Genomic DNA, 20,752 nt, shown 5'->3' with positions numbered 1-20,752 from the left:
GTTGATCTTGAGGGGAGAAGATCTACGTAATGCCTCGAGTGCTCGTCGACGCGGCGGCGGTCCCCGCGGACCGTGGCGCGTTGATCAGATATGTGGACGGGCTCGTGGCCGCGCTCGACCGGGCCGGCGCAGACCTCGCAGTGGTCTGCCAGCGATCGGAGGCCGAACGCTACCGGCGCCTCGCGCCCTCGGCCCTGGTCCTCCCGGGGCCCGTGGCGATCTCCAACAGGGCCGCCCGGCTCGCCTGGGAACAGACCGGCCTGCCGCTGCTCGCCCGACAGGCGGGGGCGGACGTGATCCACGCCCCCTACTACTCCATCCCGCTCGGTTCGGGCCTGCCGACCGTGGTGACGATCCACGACGCCACCTGGTTCACCGAGCCCGACCAGCACAGTCCGCGGGCGTCGTTCTTCCGCTCCGCCACCCGCACCGCCGTGCGCCACGCCCGGCGGGTGATCGTGCCCTCCAAGGCGACCAGGGACGAGCTCGTCCGCGTGCTCGCCGCCGACCCCACCCGCATCGACGTCGCCTACCACGGAGTCGACCTGGGGCAGTTCCACCCGCCGAGCGACGACGAGATCCGCCGGGTCGCGCTGCGGTGCGGGCTGCACGGCCAGCCCTATGTGGCGTTCCTGGGCGCGCTCGACCCCCGCAAGAACGTTCCCAACCTCATCCGCGGCTTCGCCGCCGCCGCGAAGCACCTGGACGCGCCGCCCGCGCTGGTGATCGGCGGCGGGGTCCACGAGGACGACGTCGACGCCGCCTGCCGGGAGGTGGAGGCCACCGTCAGGGTCATCCGGCCCGGCTACCTGCGCGCGCCCGACCTGCTCGGGTTCCTGGGCGGGGCGCTCGTGGTGGCCTTCCCGTCGCGCGGCGAGGGGTTCGGGCTGCCGGTGCTGGAGGCCATGGCCTGCGGCGCGCCGGTCCTGACGACACATCACACGTCTCTGCCAGAGGTCGGTGGCGACGCCGTGGCCTACACGGAGCCGGACGCCGACAGCATCGCCGTGGCGCTCGGACACCTGCTGGGCTCCCCCGCCCGCAGGGGGCAGCTGCGGGAGGCGGGGCTGGCAAGAGCACGCGAGTTCACCTGGGACGCCTCGGCCGAGGCGCATCTCAGCTCTTATCAACGCGCGATCGAATAGTTCGGTAACCTCACGGAGTGATGGAGAGCTCTTTGCCAGACCTCGAGGCGATCCTCCTGGTCGGGGGGCAGGGCACGCGCCTGCGTCCGCTGACACTGGGCACGCCCAAACCGCTGCTGCCGACCGCCGGAGTGCCGTTCCTGGCCCACCAACTCGCCCGTGCGCGATCTTTCGGGGTCCGCCGGATCGTGTTCGCCACCTCCTACAAGGCGTCGATGTTCGAGCCCGCCTTCGGCGACGGGTCGGCGTTCGGGCTCTCCCTCGAATACATCACCGAGGAGACGCCGCTGGGCACCGGCGGCGCGATCCGCAACGCCGCCGAAGCCCTCACGGCGGGGCCGTCCGATCCGGTCCTCATCCTCAACGGGGACATCCTCTCGGGCCACGACATCGGCGATCAGGTACGCACCCACCTGGCACGACATGCCGCTGTAACGCTCCATTTGACAGAAGTCGATGATCCCTCCCGGTTCGGGTGCGTCCCGACCGACGAGACCGGGCGGGTGACGGCCTTCCTGGAGAAGACGCCCAACCCGGTCACCAACCGGATCAACGCCGGCTGCTACGTGTTCACCCGGTCGGTGATCGACTCAATCCCCCGCGACGAGATCGTGTCCGTGGAGCGGGAGACGTTCCCCGGGCTGATCGAGGCGGGCGAGCTGGTGCTGGGCTACGCCGACCGCACCTACTGGCTCGACGTCGGCACCCCGGCGGCCTTCGTGCGGGGGTCGCGCGACCTGGTGCTGGGGCGGCTCGACTCGCCCGCGCTGCCCGGGCCGACCGGGGAGTTCCTCGCGCTGGAAGGGGCTCAGGTCTCGCCTGAGGCCAAGGTGCAGGGCGGCACGGCGGTGGGCGCGCGGGTCGTGGTCGAGGCCGGGGCGACGGTGGTGGGCTCGGTGCTGACCGACGACTGCGTCATCGAGGCGGGCGCCTCCGTGACGGACTCCGTGGTGGGGCGGGGCGCGCGGGTCTGCGCGGGCACGGTGGTGTGCGACGCGGTGATCGGCGACGGCGCCATCGTGGGGCCGGGCAACGAGCTGCAGAACGGCGTGCGCATCTGGCCGGGCGTGGAGCTGCCCGAGCGCGCGATGCGCTATTCGAGCGACGTCTGAGCCTCTGCCCTTGCTCCTGCGGCCCGGTCACGGGCAGCGCGGCGGTGGGGGCAGACTGGACGGGTGAGAGAGCGCAGGTGGGTGCCCGAGGGGCCGCTGGACGTGGGGCTGGCGTTGCAGCCGCACAAGCGCGGCGGCGGGGATCCCACCTGGCGGCAGGGCTCTGACGGGTCCGTGTGGCGCACGTCCAGGACGCCCGACGGGCCGTGCACGCTGCGGGTGAGCGTCAAGGCCGGGTGCGTGCACGGGCAGGCGTGGGGGCCGGGCGCGGAATGGGCGCTGGAGGCGCTGCCTGCGCTGTTGGGGGCATTCGACGACGCTTCCGGATTTGTCGCCAGACATGATGTTTTGGCGGAGGTTGTCAGGAAAAATCCGGGTTTGCGGATCGGGCGTACCGGGCGGGTCATGGAGGCCCTCGTACCGGCCGTGCTCGAGCAGAAGGTGGTCGGGCAGGAGGCGTGGCGGGCCTGGCGGTGGCTGCTCGGCCGGTACGGCGAGCCCGCGCCCGGACCCGCGCCCGAGGGGATGCGGGTCGTGCCCGAGACCGTGGTGTGGCGGCAGATCCCCAGCTGGCACTGGCACCGCGCGGGAGCGGAGGCCGTCCGCGCCCGGACGATCGCGAACGCCGCCTGGCACGCCGACAAGCTGGAGGCCGCCGCGACCACCGAGGAGCTCGACCGGCTGCTGCGGGCGCTGCCCGGGATCGGGGTGTGGACCTCGGCCGAGGTGCGCCAGCGCGCGCTGGGCGACCCGGACGCGGTGAGCGTCGGCGACTACCACCTGGCCAAGCTCGTCGGCTACGCGCTGACCGGGGAGAAGACCGACGACCCCGGGATGTTGCGGCTGCTGGAGCCGTACCAGGGGCATCGGCACCGCGCCGCGGTGCTGGTCTGGCTCACCGGCCTGCGCCCGCCCGCGCGCGGGCCCCGGATGTCCGTACGCGACTACCGGTCCTTCTGACGCGCCGGGCCCCTGGGTGCGTGCGGCGAACTCAGCCGTCGTACTGTGCCCGTATGAGTCTCGTCAGTGATTCCGCACTCCGCCGGGCCCTTGCACGTGCCCGCGACGGCAAGGCCCTCGACGTCACGGAGGTGACCGTCCTCCTGCAGGCCAGGGGCGAGCACCTCGACGCCCTGCTCGAACATGCCTCCCGCGTGCGTGACGCCGGGCTGCGGGCGGTCGGCCGCGAAGGGATTATCACGTACAGCAAGAAAGTGTTCATCCCGTTGACCCGGCTCTGCCGGGACCGTTGTGGTTACTGCACCTTCGCGACCGCGCCGCACAAGCTGCCCGCGCCGTTCCTGAGCCCTGACGAGGTGCTGGAGATCGCCCGGCAGGGGGCGGCCATGGGGTGCAAGGAAGCGCTGTTCACGCTGGGGGACCGGCCTGAGGACCGCTGGCACCAGGCGCGCTCCTGGCTCGACGCGCACGGCTATGACGACACCCTTTCTTATGTGCGGGCCATGGCGATCGGGGTGCTGGAGGAGACCGGGTTGCTGCCGCACCTCAACCCGGGGGTGCTGACCTGGCGTGACCTGCAGCGGCTCAAGCCCGTCGCGCCGTCCATGGGGATGATGCTGGAGACGACGTCGCGGCGGCTGTTCGAGGAGAAGGGAGAGGCCCACTACGGGTCGCCGGACAAGGACCCGGCCGTACGCCTGCGCGTCCTGGAGGACGCCGGCCGGACGAACGTGCCCTTCACCACCGGGATCCTGATCGGCATCGGCGAGACCATCGAGGACCGGGCCGAGTCGATCTTCGCGATCCGGCGGGTGGCGCGCGAGTACGGCGGGATCCAGGAGGTCATCGTCCAGAACTTCCGCGCCAAGCCCGACACCGCGATGCGGGGGCTGCCCGACGCGTCCCTGGAGGAGCTGGCGGCCACGATCGCGGTCGCGCGGCTCGTGCTCGGGCCCCGGGTCCGCATCCAGGCGCCGCCCAACCTGGTGGACTCCGAGTACGCGCTGATGATCCGGGCGGGCATCGACGACTGGGGCGGGGTGTCGCCGCTCACCCCCGACCACGTGAACCCCGAGCGGCCCTGGCCGCAGATCTCCCTCCTGGAGACCCGGACCGCCGAGTCCGGGTTCCAGCTCCGGGAGCGGCTGACGATCTATCCCGAGTACGTGGTGGCCGGGGAGCCGTGGCTGGACCCCCGGCTCTTCGCCCACGTGGCCGCCCTGGCGGACCCCGCCACGGGGCTCGCCCGCCCTGACGCCGAGCTGCGGGGGTTGCCGTGGCAGGAGCCGGACGGCGGGTTCGCGTCGTCCGGGCGGGTCGATCTGCACGTGGAGGTGGATACGGCGGGGCGCACGCACGATCGGCGGGACGACTTCGACCACGTCTACGGCGACTGGACCGCCCTCCGCGACCGCCTCCCCTCACCCGCCACGTCATCGTCCACCACGTCATCGTCCACCGCGCCGTCGGACGGTGCGGGGTCGGATCTCGCCGCACGCGTTGCGCCGAGCACCGCCGCCGGGGTCCCCGCCGCACCGGCGCCCGGAGCGCGGGTTGCGGAGGGCGCTGACGCCGCGCACCCCGACGCGGGGCCTGCGGGCGCTGTGGCCGGGGGAGCTTCGGGTGGCGCCTCGCTCACCGGCGCCCCTGCGGGGAGCGGGACGCCTGGGGAAGTGCGGCGGGCGTTGCGGAGGGCGGCGGCCGATCCGGGTGGGTTGAGTGACGCCGAGGCCGTGGCGTTGCTGGCCGCCGAAGGCGAGGCGCTGGACGAGCTGGCCGCCATCGCCGACGACCTCCGCCGGCAGGCCGTGGGCGACGAGGTCACCTACGTCGTCAACAGGAACATCAACTTCACGAACGTGTGCTACACCGGATGCCGCTTCTGCGCCTTCGCCCAGCGCAGGACGGACGCCGACGCGTACACCCTGAGCCTGGACCAGGTGGCCGACCGGGCGCAGGAGGCGTGGGACGCGGGCGCGACCGAGGTGTGCATGCAGGGCGGCATCCACCCCGATCTCCCCGGCACCGCGTACTTCGACCTGGCCAGGGCGGTCAAGGAGCGGACGCCCGGGATGCACGTGCACGCGTTCTCCCCGATGGAGGTCATCAACGGGGCCAGCCGCACCGACATGTCCATCCAGGCGTGGCTGGAGGCGGCCAAGGAGGCCGGGGTCGACTCGCTGCCCGGGACGGCGGCCGAGATCCTGGACGACGACGTCAGGTGGGTGCTGACCAAGGGGAAGCTGCCCGCGAAGGAGTGGGTCGAGGTCATCACGACGGCCCACAAAGTGGGCATCCCGACCACGTCCACCATGATGTACGGGCACGTCGACAACCACCTGCACTGGGTCAGGCACATCAAGCTGATCCGCAGCCTCCAGGAGCGGACCGGCGGGTTCTCCGAGTTCGTGCTGCTGCCGTTCGTGCACACCAGCGCCCCCATCTACCTTGCCGGGATCGCCCGCCCGGGCCCCACGGCGGCAGAGAACAGGGCCGTGCACGCGCTCGCCAGGATCCTCCTGCACGGCTCGATCAAGAACATCCAGTGCTCCTGGGTGAAGCTCCGCGACGACCTGTGCCGCCAGGTGCTCCAGGGCGGCGTGAACGACCTCGGCGGCACCCTCATGGAGGAGACCATCAGCCGCATGGCGGGCTCGGAGAACGGCTCGTACAAGACGATCAGCGAGCTGCGCGAGATGGTCGAGGTCACCGGCAGGCCGGTCAGGCAGCGCACCACCGAGTACGGCGTCCCTGCGGACGAACGGCTCGCGGCGTCCGAGGCCAGCGACGGCGTGTGCAAGAGCGTCCGGAGGGTCCTGCCGATGGCGTAGTTGTAACATGTTCTAACAAGGCTTGCGCCCGCCATGGGAGGCGCTGGAAGAATCATCACTCCCCTGGGAGAGAGGTTCACCGTGCGGTTAGGTCGGCACCGCGCTCCGCTGCCCGCTGAGCTGCGACGCAGGAAGGCTTTACGGCGCGGCATGCTGGCGGGTTTGACCGCGGTGGCCATTGTGGCCGCCGGCCTCGTGGTGGTGTTCGGCAGTGGCGGCCTGCTGTGCAGCACACGAGAGCCTGTTCTGGTCAGCGTCGCGGCGGCCGTCGACGTGGCCCCGGCTGCCATGGAGGCGGCCGAGCGGTTCAACGAGACGAAGACGTCCGTGGGTGGCCGGTGCGTGCTGGTCCAGGTGACCGAGCAGTCGCCGGCCACCGTCCTGCGCACGCTGATCGGCGACCGCGCGGGCGTCCTGCGCGAGCGGCCCGACGGGTGGATCGCGGACTCGTCGGCCTGGATCAGGCTGGCCCGCCAGCAGGGCGCGAGCGCGCTGCCCGCCGGTGAGAGCGTGGTGGCGACCTCGCCGCTGGTGTTCGCCACCCGCTCGTCGCTGGCCCAGCGCTTCTCCGTGGGCAGGACCGAGATGAACTGGCGGATGGTCTTCCCCGCCACCGTGCGCGGGCGGCTGACGCCCAACTCGGACGAGCCGGACGTCGTACGCGTACCAGACCCGTCGCTGGCCGGGGCGGGCATCGCGACCGTGGCCGCCGCCAGGGACGTCGTCGGCACGGGGCCGGAGGCGGACAAGGCGCTGACCGCGTTCGTACGGTGGGCGCAGGCCGGCTCCGCCCCCGACTACCGCAGCATGCTGGCGGCGGTCGACGACCACACGTTCTGGCAGCGTCCGGTCGTCATCGTCCCCGAGCAGTCGGTCTGGAACCACAACCAGCGCCCCTCCGCCGACCCGGTCGTCGCGCTGCACCCGCGCGAGGGCACGATCAACCTCGACTACCCATACGTCGTCACCGCGACCGACCCCACGGTGGCCGAGGCGTCCACGGTCTTCGCCGACTGGCTGAAGGGCTCGCAGGCGCAGGACATCGTCCGGCGGGCCGGGTTCAGGTCGGGCGACGGCACCCTGGGCCCGATCTCGCCGGGGCCGCAGATCCCCTCGGAGACCCCGAAGACCAGGTCGTCGGTGTCGTCGCAGGACATCGACGAGGCGCTGCGGGCCTGGAGCCGGCTGGCCCCGCCGACGAACATCCTCGTCCTGGCCGACACCTCCAAGCACATGGCCGAGTCGCTGAACGGCACCACCAGGATCAGCATCGCGCTGGACGCGGCCAAGATCGGGCTGCAGCTCTTCCCGGACTCGACGCACATGGGCCTGTGGGAGTTCGCCGAGGGGCTGGGCGGCCTCAAGCCCTACCGGGAGCGGGTCGGGCTCGGCCCGATCAACGAGCCCCAGACCGGACAGGTGGTACGCAAGAGCCGCCTCGCCGAGCTGACCGGCACGATCACCGCCCATCCCACCCTGGACAGCTCGCTCTACGACGCGGTACTCGGCGGCTTCCGCAAGGTCACCAGCGAGTACCGCGAGGAGATGAACAACGCGCTCCTGGTGATCACGGCCGGCAAGGACGACGGCAAGGGCACGAAGCTGCCGGAGCTCCTCGACAAGCTGCGCCACGAGTGGAACCCCGACAAGCCCGTACAGATCATCATCATCGCCTTCGGCAAGGGCGTCGACCACGACAGCCTGTCGCGGATCACGGCCGCCACGAACGGCTCGCTGCACGAGGCCCAGGAGGCGGGGGAGATCATCGACGTCTTCCTCGCCGCCCTGGCCCGCCGGCTCTGCCACCCCACCTGCAAGCCGACCCCATGAGAAAGGGGGCGCTCCTGGCGGAACGCCCCCTTCTGGCTGGCTAGACGCGCTGCCAGAGCGCCGGGACGTTGGGCGGCTCCCAGCCGGCCAGCGCGGTGTGGGCCTGGATGCAGCGGTACGTGACGCCGTTGTAGGTGACGGTGTTGCCGACCGCGTACGTGGTGCCGGCCTTCCACGTGCCCGACGGCGTCGTGGGAGTGGGCGTGGGCGTCGGGTTGGGGGTCGGCGTGACGGTCGGGGTGGGGGTCGGGTTCGGGTTGCCGCCACCGCCGCCGATCTGCAGGTCGATGCACGAGTAGAAGGCGTTGGCGGTGTCGGAGATGTTCCAGATCGCCAGGACCTTCTGCCGGCCCGAGTAGCCGGACAGGTTGACCGTGTGCGAGACCGTCGCGGGCGGCTGCTGGCCGTTGCCGTTGAAGACGGCGACCCGCGTGTTGCCGATGTAGTACTCGTAGTTGAGCGTGGCGTGCCTGGCGGTGAACGTCCAGTTGAAGGTCACCGTGGTGCCCACCTGGGCGACCGGCCACGGCTTGCTCTCGTCGCTGAGCTGCGCGAACTGCGACAGGTTGGCGTGACAGCTCCGCAGCCCCTTCGGGCCCTCCACGCTCTGCGGCTCGTAGATGATGTTGCCGCAGTTGGGGACCTTGCCCTGGGCGCAGTTGGCCTGCCGGCTGGGCGGGGAGTTGACGTAGCCGTGCGCGAACGCCGGCGCCGTGTTGAACAGCGTGGTGGCGACGGCGATCACCACCACGGCGACTAACGTGAGCGTCCTTCTCATGAAGTTGCTCCTTCACATGGGGGGATGCCCCAAATGTAAAGGAAACTTTCCTAACGGTAAATGCCCGTCTGACCTATCCTTTCGTGCCGTGGTCAGCGCGTGACGATGAAGTCGTCCGGGTCGCGGGGCGCGCGGTCGCGCGGCGGGGCGGCCGCGTGGCCGACGGCCACGCAGCCCATCGGGTCCCAGGAGCCGGGCAGGTCGAGCACCTCGCGGACCACCGGGCGGCAGAACATCGTGGATGACACCCACGCCGAGCCCAGCCCTTCGACGGCGAGCTGGATGAGGAGGTTCTCCACCCCGGCGCCGGCCGCCGCGACGAACATCTCCCGCTCCGACGCGTTGCGCCGATCGTCGCGGTAGGTGTGGGAGCCCTCCATCACCAGGCACGGCACGATCAGACAGGGCGCGTCGCGCAGCACGTCGCCCCGCTTGATCCGCTTGGCGATCGACTGCTCGCTGAACCCGTCGCCGCGCAGGTCCTCGATCCACGCGTCGCGCATGGCGTCGAGCAGCTTGGTGCGCGTCTCCGGCGACTCGACCAGCACGAACCGCCAGGGGGTGGTGTGGTGCGGCGCCGGCGCGGCGATACCCGCCGCGACCGCCCTGCGTACCTTCGCCGGATCGACCGGCCGGTCCGAGAACTCCCTGATCGTACGGCGGGCGAACACGACATCCCGCGACCCGTAGCGGAACAGGTCGTCGTCGGCCGGCCGCACCAGCGGCCTGACCCCGGGCCCGTCGTCGTCGGTGACCAGGTGGGACAGCCCGCGCACGATCGCCACCGGGACCCCGCCGAGCTTGCCCTTGACCAGCTCGGCCGCGCCCGCGATCTCGTCGGCCAGCGCGGTGACGGTGGCGTTGAGCTCGTTGCCGTAGCCGTCGGAGGTGCCACGGAAGTCGTCGAGCGGGCGCATGCCCGCCACTCCGATGGCCACGTCGGTGAGCCCGTTGCGCCACGGGCGGCCGAACGTGTCGGAGACGATCACCCCCGCCCGCACGGCCAGGCCCTTCCTGATGCGCCTGGCCGAGGCGTCGGAGTCTTCGGGGAGGAGGAGCACGGTGCCCGGCTCGGTGTTGGAGGCGTCGACCCCGGCGGCGGCCATGACGAAGCCGTGGCGGGTCTGGGAGATCACGGTGTCGCCCCGCCTGGCCACCACGCGCTCGGTCTCGTCCTCGATGGCCTTGGTGCGGTCGGGCGCCCGGCGGACGCGGCCCTCGGCCTTGCTGATGATCTTGGACGTGACGACCACGATGTCGCCGTCCCGCAGGCCGGCGGCCTTGAGCAGCTCCGCGACGTCGTCGCCGGGCCGCACCTCGCCGATGCCCTCGACGGCGATCACCTCGAAACGCCGGGGGGCGCTGGTCATCGGGCGAGCTCCTGGGCCAGGTCGAGTGCGGTGCGGGCGATGTCGGCGGCGGCGTCGGCGTCGTGCATGAGGATCGGCCGGGCGATCACCCGTACGCCGTCGAGCGCGACCCCTTCGTCCTCCTCCGCCACCAGCCACCCGTCGATCAGCTCCGGGCCGTACAGGTCGAGCACGGCCTGCGCCGTCGTCTCCACCCCGATGGCGGTCAGGCAGGCGTCGGCCATGCCCCTGACCGGCGCGCCGCCGATGATGGGCGAGACCCCGACCACGGTCTTGGGCAGCAGGGCGTCGCGGATGCCCGGGACCTGCAGGATCGTGCCGATGCTCACGACCGGGTTGGACGGCGGCAGGATCACCACGTCGGCCTGCTCGATCGCGTCGAGCACGCCCGGCGCGGGCTTGGCCGTGTCGGCCCCCACCAGCGCGAACGACTGCGCCGGGACCGAGGCGCGCAGCCGCACCCACCACTCCTGGAAGTGGATGGCGCGCTTGCCGTTTTCGTCCTCGATCACCACGTGGGTCTCGCAGCGGTCGTCGGTCATCGGCAGCAGTCGCACGCCGGGCTGCCAGCGCGCGCACAACGCCTGCGTGATCTGGGAGAGCGGGTAGCCGGCCTCCAGCATCTGCGAGCGCACGATGTGGGTGGCGAAGTCGCGGTCGCCGAGCCCGAACCACTGCGGCTCCACGCCGTACGCGGCCAGCTCCTCCTTGACGACGTGGGACTCCTTGGCGCGCCCCCAGCCCTGCTCCTCGTCGATGCCGTTGCCCAGGGTGTACATCACGGTGTCGAGGTCGGGGCAGACCCGCAGGCCGAACAGGGTGATGTCGTCACCCGTGTTGCCGATGACGGTGATGGTGGCATCCGGCGCGGTCGCGCGCAGTCCGCGCAGGAAACGGGCGCCGCCGATGCCGCCCGCGAGTGACACGATGTGCATGCCGCCAGTCTTCCATCGGCCCCTGACAGCCCTGTCTCGGGTGTGGTTTTACCCCACTTGTTATGAGAGAAGTGCCAGGTGTAGGCCGAATTGGGATGCAGGAGGTTCCTGGGACCCCCGCCACCCGAGTCGGTCATGTGGCAAACTCCCTTCGGGCTAAAGGGTCCGATGGGGGTACTTGTGAGCAAATTTGACGTCGCCCGGCTGAAGGAGCCGGGCGCATGGATCATGCTCGTCCTCGGCTTGCTGACCGTGCTGCTGACGGTCGGCGACGTCCTGGTCGGCTCGTCGCTGTCCCTGACGAGGCGGGCGGCGGCGAACGTCCTGGACCTGGCGAACCCCGTCGTGCCCGCGCTGCTGCTCGGAGCCGTGCTGCTGGTCACCAAGGTCGGCGAACCGTCGCCCAAGGCCAAGCCGATCATGTACGGGTCGGCGGTCGGGCTGGTGCTGGCCACGGTGTTCGGCATGCTGTCGCTGATCCTCGGCCTGTTCTCCGGGCTCGGGGCCTGGCCGACGATGCAGCTGGTGCTCCTTGGCGTGCCTTCCGTCGCGTTGATCGCCGTCGCGCTGGTGTACCTGATCCCGCAGATCCTGCCGGAGCGGCCCGTCGCGCAGGTCTACCACCACCCGAACCTCGGGCAGCAGGCGCCCTGGCAGCAGCAGCAGTTCGGCCAGCCCGACCAGCCGCAGCAGTTCGGCCAGCCTGAGCAGCCCCAGCACTTCGGCCAGCCCGACCAGGCCCAGCAGTTCGGCCAGCCCGAGCAGCCCCAGCAGGGCTTCGGGCAGCCCGAGCAGGCTCCCGGCTACGGCCAGGCCCCTTACGGCCAGCAGCCGCCCTCGGGCGCGTACGGCCCGCAGCCGGGCTTCGCCCAGCAGCCGCCGTCCGGCCAGCAGCCCGGCTACGGGCAGCAGCCCCCTTCCGGCCAGTACGGCCAGCAACCCCCGTCGGGCCAGTACGGCCAGCAGCCCCCGAGCTTCGGCGGCCAGCCCGAGCCCCAGGCCGCGCAACCGGAGCCGCAGCCCCAACTGCACGTGATCAGGGGCGCCCTGCCCGCCGCCCCCTCGGACCAGAGCCAGCCCGAGCAGCCCTACCCCGCGCCCAGCTTCGGCCCGCCGGAGCAGAGCCAGCCCGACCAGTCCTACGCGCCGCAGGGCTTCGGATCGGTCGAGCAGGGCCAGCCGGACCAGTCCTACTCCACGCCGAGCTTCAGCCCGTTGGAGCCGAGCCAGCCGGACCAGTCCTACGCGCCGCAGGGCTTCGGATCGGTCGATCAGAGCCAACCCGAGCAGCCCTTCGCCCCGCAGGGCTTCGGGTCGGGCCAGCCCGAGCAGCCCTACGCTCCCCAGGGCTTCGGATCGAACCAGCCTGAGCAGCCCTACGCCCCGCAGGGCTTCGGACCGGGGGAGGCCGGCCAGGGCTATTCCTCGCCGAGCTTCCAGCCGGTGGAGCCGCCCGAGCAGTCCTTCGCTCCCCAGGGCTTCGGACCGGGCCAGCCTGACCCGTCCTATGCCCCGCCGAGCTTCGGCTCGTCGGACCAGGGCCAGCCGGACCAGGCCTACGCCCCGCAGGGCTTCGCCCCGTCGGCCTACGCCCCCGCCGACACGGCCCCGTCGGCCCCCTCGGCCCCCTCGGCCCAGGAGTACTCCACCCCGCCGGCCGTCGAGTACCAGCCCGCCCCGTACGTTCCGGCCGACAGCCAGCCGAGCGCCTACGGCCAGCCCAGCCCCAACCCGTACGCGCCGCCCGGGACCGACCAGCCCAGCCCGTACGCCCCGCCCGCGGACCAGCAGCCCAATCCCTACGCCCCGCCCGCGGACCGCCCGAACCCGTACGCGCCCCCGGAGGCCGCGCCCAACGCGTTCGCCGACCAGGCCTTCCCGACGCCGGCCGGCGACACCGCGCCGAGCGTCCCCTACCCGCCGGCCGCCGAACAGCAGCAGCAGCCGTACTTCGGCCAGAGCGCCTTCGACCAGCAGGGCGGCCAGCCGTTCACCGGCTACTCGGGCCGCGAGTACGCCACCCCGTCCGCGTACCAGGAGCCCGACCCGCCCGTGGACCCGCGCTCCCAGCAGCTCATGGACGCCTACCAGCAGGCGGAGACGTACCAGCACTCCACCGGCCAGCACTCGACGTACCAGCACTCCACCGCGGGCACTCAGCCGGAGCTGCGCGTGCCCGACTACTCCAGCCAGGCGCCCAGGTCGTACGAGGACCCGCTCGGCCACCCGCAGCACCACCAGCAGGGTGGTTACGAGCCCCAGCAGGGCCAGTACCGGCCCACCCACCAGGCGCCCCAACAGCAGCAGCCCTGGCCCCACCAGGCGGAGCCTGTCGGCGACGCGACCATGCGGCTCGACTCCACCCCCTACGGCGCGCGCCCGGGAGACGACCCCATCGACCCTACGGCCATATACACGCCCAACGAGCCCCGCAGGTAACGGACCGGTCATGAACGACTAGAGAGAAGGTGGGGCCTGGGCGGGTGTCTATCCCGCCCTGGTACGGTTCGGACCGCTGACAGGTTGAACGAGCCTTACGACGCCGCGCGCAAAAGGGTGTCGGCCGGGCGTGAACATCACATGCCAAGCACACCGGGGCGAGCTCTGGTCTTTCCCCGGATAGCTGCATGCCGCTTGACGTCAGCTACAGCACACGCGTGTAATTACAACCATGTTGTTACGCCTTCCGATGGGTGGGTAATAAGGAAGGCGTCCATGGGGGGCTCCATTGCGGGCGGGCGGCAGGGAGGTGTGCAGTGACCGATCCGGTCATCGCACAGGATCAGCTTGACGCTGAAGAACTCGGCTGGCAGGAGCGCGCGTTGTGCGCGCAGACGGATCCGGAGGCGTTCTTCCCGGAGAAGGGCGGCTCCACCAGAGAGGCCAAGAAGGTCTGCCGATCGTGCGAAGTCCGTGCAGAGTGTCTGGAATACGCACTCGAGCACGATGAGCGGTTCGGCATCTGGGGAGGGCTGTCCGAGCGGGAGCGCAGACGGATCAAGCGCCAGGCCGTTTAGGTATATGGGCGGAAGGGTCACGCGGTCGAACGCGTGACCCTTTCCGCATCTGCTGTCCCAGCTGTCACAGGTATATGGTGGGCGCGCCTGCTCTACCCCCCTCAGGAGCATCCGCCCATGTCACGTCCCTATGTCACCGTGATCGTCGTCGCGCACGACGGCGCGCGCTGGCTGGGGGAGACGCTGCGTGCTCTGGTGAACCAGAGTCGCAGGCCGGACCGCGTGGCCGGCGTCGACAACGGCAGCAGGGACGGCTCGGCCGACCTGCTCGCCCAGGCGTTCGGCCGCGGCAACCTGATCTCCCTGCCGCGCTCCACCGGCTTCGGCGAGTCCGTCGCCGAAGTCCTCGCCAAGCTGCCACCCGCCGGAAGCGACGAGTGGATCTGGCTGCTGCACGACGACTGCGCCCCCGACAGGCGCGCGCTGGAGGCGCTGCTCACCGCGGCGGCGCAGGATCCGAAGGCCGCCGTGCTGGGCCCGAAGCTGCTCGACTGGCTCGACCGCCGGCGTCTGCTCGAAGTGGGCGTCACCGTGGGCCGTACCGGGCGCAGGGAGACGGGGCTGGAGCCGCGCGAGTTCGACCAGGGGCAGCACGACGGGACGCGGGACGTGCTGTCGGTGTCCACGGCCGGGATGCTCATCCGGCGCGACGTGTGGGAGCGGGTCGGCGGGCTGGACCCGTTCTTCCCGCTGTTCCGCGACGACCTGGACCTGTGCTGGCGGGTGCGCAACGCCGGGCACAAGGTCCTGAACGTGACCTCCGCCGTGGCCTGGCACGCCGAGGCGGCGGCGCGCAGGCGGCGCAGGATCACGGTCAGCGGCGACCATCCCCGCAGGCTGGACAGGCGTAACGCGATCTTCGTGGTGATGGCGAACCTGCCGTTCGGCGCGATGCTCTGGGCGCTGCTGCGGAACGTGCTCGGCTCGGCCTTCCGCACGGCGCTGTTCGTGGTGAGCAAACAGCCCGCGAACGCGCTGGACGAGCTGGCGGCGATGGCGTCGATCCTGCTGCATCCGTTCCGGCTGCTGCGGGCGCGCCGGGCCCGTCGCCACGCCGGAAACAGGCAGGCCCGCAAGAAGGGATATATCCGCATAAAGCGGTTGATGTCCCCTCGGGGTGCGGCCTGGCGGCGGCTCATCGACATGGTGCAGAGCTTCCTCGCCGGCGAGGCGCCCGTGGACTCGACGGGCCGCCACCACCACGCCACCGCCTCCACCTCCGCCGAGGACGAGTACGAGGTCGTGCCGGCGGACACCGGCGCGGTCAAACGCTTCCTCAGCCGCCCCGGCGTCGTCCTCATGCTCGCGCTGACCGCGGTCGCGCTGGTCGCCGAACGCTCCCTCCTCGGCGGCGAACGGCTCGGCGGCGGCGCCCTCGTCCCGGTCACGGGCGGCGCGGGCGACCTGTGGGCCTTCTACACCGAGGGCTTCCACGACATCGAGCTCGGCTCGAACGCCTGGACGCCCCCGTACGTCGCCGTGCTCGCGGCCCTGTCCACGCTCGCGTTCGGCAAGACGTGGCTGGCCGTGTCCGTGCTGCTGCTCGGCTCGGTGCCGCTGGCGGGCGCGACGGCGTACCTGGCCACCCGGCACGTCATCCCGGCGGTGCCCGCGCGGGCCTGGGCGGCGGGGACGTACGCGCTGCTGCCCGTCGCGACGGGAGCGATCGCGGCCGGACGGCTGGGCACCGCGGTGGTGTTCGTGCTGGTGCCGCTCTACGCCTCGCTCGGGACGGTGGTGCTGTCCGGCGAACGCCGCCGCGCCCGCCGGGCCGCGTGGGCGCTCGGGCTGCTGCTGGCCGTGGGGACGGCGTTCGCGCCCCTGGTCTATCCGCTGTTCGCCGTGCTGGGGGTGCTGGCGGCCGTCGCGTTCCGCGGCGCGGTGACCTCGATGGCCATCGCGCTGGCGGTGCCTCCGGTGCTGCTCTTCCCCTGGCTGGCGGGGCTGGTGACCTCCCCGGGCAAGATCCTGCTCGAAGCGGGGCTGCACGATCCCGCCCTGGTGGACGCCGCGCTCGCCCCCGAGTCGCTGCTGGCGCTCAGCCCGGGAGGGCCGGGGCTGCCGCCGTTCTGGGTGACCGGGGGCCTGGTGGCCACGGCGCTGGCCGCGCTCCTCATGCGCCGCCAGCGGATGATCGTCGCCATCGGCTGGGGCATCACCCTGTACGGGGTGCTGGCGGCGATCCTGGTCAGCCGCGTCACCGTCGAAGGCGCACGGGCCTGGCCAGGGGTCCCGCTGGCGTTCGCGGGGACCGGGCTCGTGGTCCTCGTGGGCCTGACCGCCCACCGCCTGGCCGAACTCCGTGCCGGAGGCGCGCTGCGCCGGCTGGGGGCGATGGCGGTGGCGGCGGTGGCGTTCAGCACGCCGCTGCTGGCGGCCGGGTACTGGGTGGCCACCGGGGTGCGGGGACCGCTCGTGGGCGACGTGCCGGACGTGCTGCCCGTGCTGGCCGCCGCCCTTACCACGCAGGGGGAGCGCACGCTGGTGATCAAGGGCTCCTCGTTCACCGTGCTGCACGGCCGTACCCCGCTGATCGGCGAGTCGGAGCTCCCGATCGAGTCCGAGGCCCGCACCCGCCTGGGGGCGGCGGTCGAGGGCCTGGTCGGCGGGCGTGGTGGCGACGCGGCCACCCTGGGCAAGCTCGGCGTGGGCATGGTGGCCGTGGCGCCGCCCGTCTCCGCCGAACTGGCCAGAACGCTCGACTCGCAGCCGTCCCTGGCGCGCATGAGCCTGTCGGAGGCGGGCGGGCTGTGGCGGCTGGCCGAGCCGGTCGTCCGCGTACCCGCCCAGCCGGTCAGCGCCCTGCACACGCCCTGGCTGTGGACCCAGGCGGTGCTGGTGCTGGTGATCGCGGTGCTGGCGGCGCCGGGGCGGCGCGAAGGCGCCCCCGAGGCCGTGGAGGCGCCGCCGGCGGTCGCCGCCAGAATGGCCGTGAACGTGGCGGGTGGGCGATGAAGGCGTTCGTGGAGAACCGGTTCGGGCTGCCGGCGCTGGTCGTCGTGGCACTGGCGGCCCTGTACGGCGTCGCGTACGTCACCAGGCCCTCCCTCCCGGCGGCGGCCGCCCCGCAACCGCAACCCAGGAAGGTCGCCGTCGAGTCGGTCACCGCGGTGTGCCCCGGCTCCAAGGGCGAGCGGGTCAGTGTCTACCTGCCCGGCACGCTCACCTACGAGCCGATGCGCGACGCCAAGCCGTACGTGACGAAAGGCCCTGGCGGGTTGGAGGCCGGCTACCTCACCCGCGCCGCCCAGGGCGCCGGCCGCGGCCTCGCGGGAGTCCGCTGCACCGAACCCGCCCCCACGACCTGGCTCGTGGGCCCCGGCCCCGCCAACGCCGACGTCCTCCTGCACCTCACGAACGCCGACAAGGCGCCGGCCCTGGCGGACATTCAGGTCTACGCGGCGGAAGGCCCCATCTCGGGCGACAAGGGCATCGGCCTGGAGATCGCGCCCGGCGAGCACCGCGAGATCGACCTCAAGACCATCGCCCCGTCGGCGGACATCATGGCCGTGAGCGTCACCACCGCCTTCGGCCGCCTCGCCGTCGCCGCCAGGACCGTCCTCGAAACCGGCGGCGTCGACTGGCTCCCCTCGGCCGCCCCGCCCGCCACCCGCGTCGTCGTACCCGGCCTCCCCGGTGGCGGCGGCCGCCGCGAACTCCTGGTCGCCGCCCCCGGCGAGAACGACGCCCAGGTGCGGATCAAGGCGGTGAGCGAGGACGCCGAGTACGCCATGAAGGGCCGCGAGTCGTTGGACGTGCCCGCCGGCAGCGTGGTCTCCCTGGACGTCACCACAGGTGTGGGCGGCTCCTCGGCGGCCCTGGTCCTCACCTCACCCACCCCGATCGTGGCCGGCCTCGTCATCACGGGCACGGGCGGACGCTCGGACGTCGCCTTCACCGCCGGCACCCCCGCGCTGGACCTGGGCAGCACGGTGGCCCGCAACGGCCCGGGCTCCAAGCTGATCCTCACGGCCGTCGGCGTCCCCGGCAAGGTACGGATCCAGGTGATACCCGAGAAGGGCCGGCCGGAGGAGCCGTTCGAGGTGTCGATACCGGCGGGCCGCACGAAGAACGTCAAACCGAAACCGAAGGGGGACTACGCGCTGGCGGTCACGCCGGTCGCGGGGGAGGTCTACGGCGCGAGAGTGATCGAGGACCACCTGAAATCCGGCCTCCTCCTCACCACCCAGCCCCTGGCCCCTTCCCGCCTATGGACCCTGCTCCCACCCTTGACCGACACCCCCAACGTGGTTGCGCCTTAGACCCCGGGGACCGCATGGACCTCCGCGTTGCGGGGCGCTTCGCGCGATGGAGAGCTCGGGCAGCGCTCTGTGGGGGCAAGCCCCCACACCCCCGGCGAGGGGCTTCCCAGCCCCTCGCGCTCCCAGGCCCTGGACATCTCCACCACGGATGATCTTTGATCTGAGGGCACAAACGCTTGATTCCAAAGGGTCCAGGAGAAAAAGAGTCGCGAGAGGGTGGATGAGAGCCGTACCGTCACGCTGTATGAGGCTCCTCTCCGTCAATGTCGGCAGACCTCGGCCCAACCCCTGGAAGGGCCTGAGCGCGACGGGCATCGACAAGCGGCCCGTTTCCGGCCCGGTCGCCGTGAGCGCCCCTGGCCCGAAGGGCACCGGTGAGGTCGGTCTCGCCGGCGACCGGGTGTATGACGTGAAGCATCACGGCGGCGTTCACCAGGCCGTCTACGCCTACGCCCGCGAGGATCTCGACACCTGGCAGGCCGAGCTGGGCAGGCCGCTCGCCAACGGCGTCTTCGGGGAGAACCTCACGACCCTGGGTCTGGACGTCAACGGTGCCCTGATCGGTGAGCGTTGGCGGATCGGGTCGGATGTCGTCCTGGAGGTGTCGTGCGCGCGGATCCCGTGTGGGACCTTCCAGGGCTGGCTGGAGCGTGACGGCTGGATCAAGCGTTTCACCCAGGCTGCGCGGCCGGGCGCGTATATGCGCGTGATCGAGCCCGGCGACATCAGCGCCGGCGACCCGGTCGAGATCGTGCACCGGCCCGATCATGATGTGACCGTCGCGCTCGTCTTCCGTGCGATGACCCTGGAGCCGGAACTACTGCCGCGGCTGTTGGCCACCGAGGCACTGCCTCCAGAGGAGAAGGAATCGGTCCGCAGGCGCTCCGCATAGAGGTCATCTTCAGGGGGTCGCCTGTGCTGACGGGGTGGGGGTGAGTCGAGCCCCGCTCTACGGACCGGGTTCGACTCCGCCAGGCTCTCCAGCTGGAATTGGCTCGCCCCGACCCGAATCGATGCCGACAGCCCCTGTGAGATCGGCACCACTAAGATCCGCTCCAGAAAGGCTCGAACCGGTCAGGTCGGCGTTCCGCAGGATGGCACCGGCGAAGAGGGCCTCCGTGAGGTCGCATCCGGTCAGGATCGCGCCCTCAAGGTTGGAGCCGGCGAAGCAGAATCGGCTCAGGTCGTGCCCGGCCAAGTCGGCCGCCCGTAGATCGATCTTCTCCAGTTCGATGCTGTCGCCCGGAAGGACCATCGTTCGCCGGCTGAGCACCGCCATCGCCGCACCGATATCGTCGCGCAGCCCTCCGTGGTAGCGCTTCCGTTCAAGATCGACCTCCTGCGTCGGGCGGCTTGGCGGCCAGGGCGCATGCAACCGGACGAAGGAGGCCAGCAGGGCGGCGGCGTGACCGCGATAGTGCGGCGCGGCAGACGCGATCTGCTCCATCGCGTATACACCGCCCATCCGCGTTCCGACGTGATCGCTCGCCAACTGCTCGATGGCCTTGGTGAACAGATCGATGAACTGTCCCTCCCTGCTCACCCGGATCTGGCGCAGCGTTATCACCGCGCCCAGCGCAACGCTCCCCAGTGCCACCAGCGCGGCCAGCCCCTGCAGCAAGGTCACCCGCACGTCGTTGACCGCTTTGAGCCGGTCGCCGGCCGAGAACCCGGGCGCTGCGCCCCCAAGGTCGTGCCGGACAATCCAGGCGGGAAGAAAGAAGACGCATGCGACGACCAGGACACCCACAACAACAACGATCAGAGTCGTCAAGACAGCGCGCCGCTTCACGCCTCGAAGCATGACGGCACCACCCTGTGGACAACCCCGAAGTCGCTCGCTAACGCAGGATCCTCGCCGAACCCCAGGACGGTCATAGCTGTCATCTTCCCTCTGCCGGATCTCTCCTACCGTGACCGCGGAGGGGGCAGGCGTGCTCAACCCCCGGCTCCCGGAGCGCCACGATCGCCACCGCCGAAAAGGCTCGGCGAACCGCATCAAGGCCAAGGTGAAGGTCGCCAAGGCGTACGCCAAAGTAGCCAACACGCGCCGAGACTGGGCACACAAGCTCTCCACCACGATCATCCGCGACAACCAAGCGGTGTACGTGGAGAATCTTGCGGTGTCCGGCCTGGCGCGCACACGCTTGGCGAAGTCGGTGCACGACGCGGGCTGGTCGCAGTTCGTCGCCATGCTGGAGTACAAGGCCGTCAGGTACGGCCGCCACTTCGGCAAGATCGACCGCTGGTTCCCGTCATCGAAGCTGTGCTCGGCGTGCGGGACCATCGCCGAGTCGATGCCGCTGAACATCCGGGAGCGGACCTGCCCGTGCGGGGCGGCTCACGATCGGGACGTCAACGCAGCGATCAACATCCTCGCCGCCGGGCAGGCGGAGAGGCTAAACGACTGTGGAGCGCAGGTAAGACCGGGACTTGTTCCGGCACCGCGCGAAGAAGCAGTAACCCGCCCGGAGCCACACGCGTGGCAGACGGGAATCTCCGTCCTTTAGGG

Annotated in this window: 15 protein-coding genes; 11 read left to right on the top strand and 4 right to left on the bottom strand. The window is 71.4% G+C overall.

Annotation, left to right across the window (positions count from 1 at the left end; translation table 11 throughout):
• The first annotated feature begins 29 nt into the window (after positions 1-29).
• The 5 genes from ACWDRB_RS15000 to ACWDRB_RS14980 all read left to right on the top strand — a co-directional run bounded on the left by ACWDRB_RS15000 (position 30) and on the right by ACWDRB_RS14980 (position 7,878).
• Positions 30-1,145, top strand: coding sequence for a glycosyltransferase family 4 protein (locus ACWDRB_RS15000; protein WP_449894079.1), 1,116 nt, complete (start codon positions 30-32; stop codon positions 1,143-1,145).
• 32 nt (positions 1,146-1,177) lie between these two features.
• Entirely contained in the window at positions 1,178-2,257 is a 1,080-nt protein-coding gene (locus tag ACWDRB_RS14995) for a mannose-1-phosphate guanylyltransferase (RefSeq protein WP_435054264.1), read from the top strand.
• A gap of 63 nt (positions 2,258-2,320) precedes the next feature.
• Positions 2,321-3,217, top strand: a complete 897-nt coding sequence (locus ACWDRB_RS14990; protein ID WP_449894075.1) for a DNA-3-methyladenine glycosylase family protein — start codon at positions 2,321-2,323, stop codon at positions 3,215-3,217.
• A gap of 53 nt (positions 3,218-3,270) precedes the next feature.
• On the top strand, positions 3,271-6,048 hold the full coding sequence (locus tag ACWDRB_RS14985) for a bifunctional FO biosynthesis protein CofGH (protein WP_449894073.1): 2,778 nt from the start codon (positions 3,271-3,273) through the stop codon (positions 6,046-6,048).
• Positions 6,049-6,219: 171 nt separating this feature from the next.
• Positions 6,220-7,878 carry a substrate-binding and VWA domain-containing protein gene (locus ACWDRB_RS14980; protein ID WP_449894683.1) on the top strand — a complete coding sequence of 553 codons (1,659 nt, stop codon included), beginning with the start codon at positions 6,220-6,222 and terminating at the stop codon, positions 7,876-7,878.
• A gap of 40 nt (positions 7,879-7,918) precedes the next feature.
• On the opposite strand, the gene ACWDRB_RS14975 is transcribed toward ACWDRB_RS14980, so the two are convergent.
• The 3 genes from ACWDRB_RS14975 to cofD all read right to left on the bottom strand — a co-directional run bounded on the left by ACWDRB_RS14975 (position 7,919) and on the right by cofD (position 10,961).
• Entirely contained in the window at positions 7,919-8,656 is a 738-nt protein-coding gene (locus ACWDRB_RS14975) for a lytic polysaccharide monooxygenase (protein ID WP_449894071.1), read from the bottom strand.
• Positions 8,657-8,748: 92 nt separating this feature from the next.
• Positions 8,749-10,026, bottom strand: coding sequence for a coenzyme F420-0:L-glutamate ligase (locus ACWDRB_RS14970; RefSeq protein WP_449894070.1), 1,278 nt, complete (start codon positions 10,024-10,026; stop codon positions 8,749-8,751).
• Entirely contained in the window at positions 10,023-10,961 is a 939-nt protein-coding gene (gene cofD, locus ACWDRB_RS14965) for a 2-phospho-L-lactate transferase (RefSeq protein WP_355190746.1), read from the bottom strand. The genes ACWDRB_RS14970 and cofD overlap by 4 nt, the downstream gene beginning before the upstream one ends.
• A gap of 180 nt (positions 10,962-11,141) precedes the next feature.
• On the opposite strand from cofD, the gene ACWDRB_RS14960 reads away from it, so the two are divergent.
• The 5 genes from ACWDRB_RS14960 to ACWDRB_RS14940 all read left to right on the top strand — a co-directional run bounded on the left by ACWDRB_RS14960 (position 11,142) and on the right by ACWDRB_RS14940 (position 19,132).
• Positions 11,142-13,400, top strand: a complete 2,259-nt coding sequence (locus ACWDRB_RS14960; RefSeq protein WP_449894068.1) for a hypothetical protein — start codon at positions 11,142-11,144, stop codon at positions 13,398-13,400.
• 317 nt (positions 13,401-13,717) lie between these two features.
• Entirely contained in the window at positions 13,718-13,978 is a 261-nt protein-coding gene (locus ACWDRB_RS14955) for a WhiB family transcriptional regulator (RefSeq protein WP_020546325.1), read from the top strand.
• A 117-nt stretch (positions 13,979-14,095) separates the two neighbouring features.
• Positions 14,096-16,933 carry a glycosyltransferase gene (locus tag ACWDRB_RS14950; protein WP_449894066.1) on the top strand — a complete coding sequence of 946 codons (2,838 nt, stop codon included), beginning with the start codon at positions 14,096-14,098 and terminating at the stop codon, positions 16,931-16,933.
• Positions 16,930-18,240, top strand: coding sequence for a DUF5719 family protein (locus tag ACWDRB_RS14945; protein ID WP_449894063.1), 1,311 nt, complete (start codon positions 16,930-16,932; stop codon positions 18,238-18,240). Before ACWDRB_RS14950 ends, ACWDRB_RS14945 begins: the two co-directional genes overlap by 4 nt.
• Before the next feature lie 244 nt (positions 18,241-18,484).
• Complete coding sequence (locus ACWDRB_RS14940; RefSeq protein ID WP_449894061.1) at positions 18,485-19,132, top strand: MOSC domain-containing protein; 648 nt, start codon at positions 18,485-18,487, stop codon at positions 19,130-19,132.
• Between the two features lie 57 nt (positions 19,133-19,189).
• On the opposite strand, the gene ACWDRB_RS14935 is transcribed toward ACWDRB_RS14940, so the two are convergent.
• Positions 19,190-20,032: a pentapeptide repeat-containing protein gene (locus tag ACWDRB_RS14935; RefSeq protein WP_449894059.1), complete on the bottom strand. Its 843-nt coding sequence runs from the start codon at positions 20,030-20,032 to the stop codon at positions 19,190-19,192.
• A 142-nt stretch (positions 20,033-20,174) separates the two neighbouring features.
• Here ACWDRB_RS14935 and ACWDRB_RS14930 point away from each other — a divergent pair, with 142 nt between their 5' ends.
• Positions 20,175-20,750: an RNA-guided endonuclease InsQ/TnpB family protein gene (locus ACWDRB_RS14930; RefSeq protein WP_449894057.1), complete on the top strand. Its 576-nt coding sequence runs from the start codon at positions 20,175-20,177 to the stop codon at positions 20,748-20,750.
• Positions 20,751-20,752: the final 2 nt, after the last annotated feature.

This window comes from Nonomuraea sp. NPDC003707 (genome assembly GCF_053587055.1).
This window is presented reverse-complemented; position numbering and strand designations above follow the sequence as displayed.

Excerpts from the sequence above, each read along its gene's own strand:
- ACWDRB_RS14945 (WP_449894063.1), top strand. The coding sequence starts at position 16,930 with ATGAAGGCGTTCGTGGAGAACCGGTTCGGGCTGCCGGCGCTGGTCGTC.
- ACWDRB_RS15000 (WP_449894079.1), top strand. The coding sequence starts at position 30 with ATGCCTCGAGTGCTCGTCGACGCGGCGGCGGTCCCCGCGGACCGTGGC.
- ACWDRB_RS14950 (WP_449894066.1), top strand. The coding sequence starts at position 14,096 with ATGTCACGTCCCTATGTCACCGTGATCGTCGTCGCGCACGACGGCGCG.
- ACWDRB_RS14985 (WP_449894073.1), top strand. The coding sequence starts at position 3,271 with ATGAGTCTCGTCAGTGATTCCGCACTCCGCCGGGCCCTTGCACGTGCC.
- ACWDRB_RS14970 (WP_449894070.1), bottom strand. The coding sequence starts at position 10,026 with ATGACCAGCGCCCCCCGGCGTTTCGAGGTGATCGCCGTCGAGGGCATC.
- ACWDRB_RS14940 (WP_449894061.1), top strand. The coding sequence starts at position 18,485 with ATGAGGCTCCTCTCCGTCAATGTCGGCAGACCTCGGCCCAACCCCTGG.
- cofD (WP_355190746.1), bottom strand. The coding sequence starts at position 10,961 with ATGCACATCGTGTCACTCGCGGGCGGCATCGGCGGCGCCCGTTTCCTG.
- ACWDRB_RS14975 (WP_449894071.1), bottom strand. The coding sequence starts at position 8,656 with ATGAGAAGGACGCTCACGTTAGTCGCCGTGGTGGTGATCGCCGTCGCC.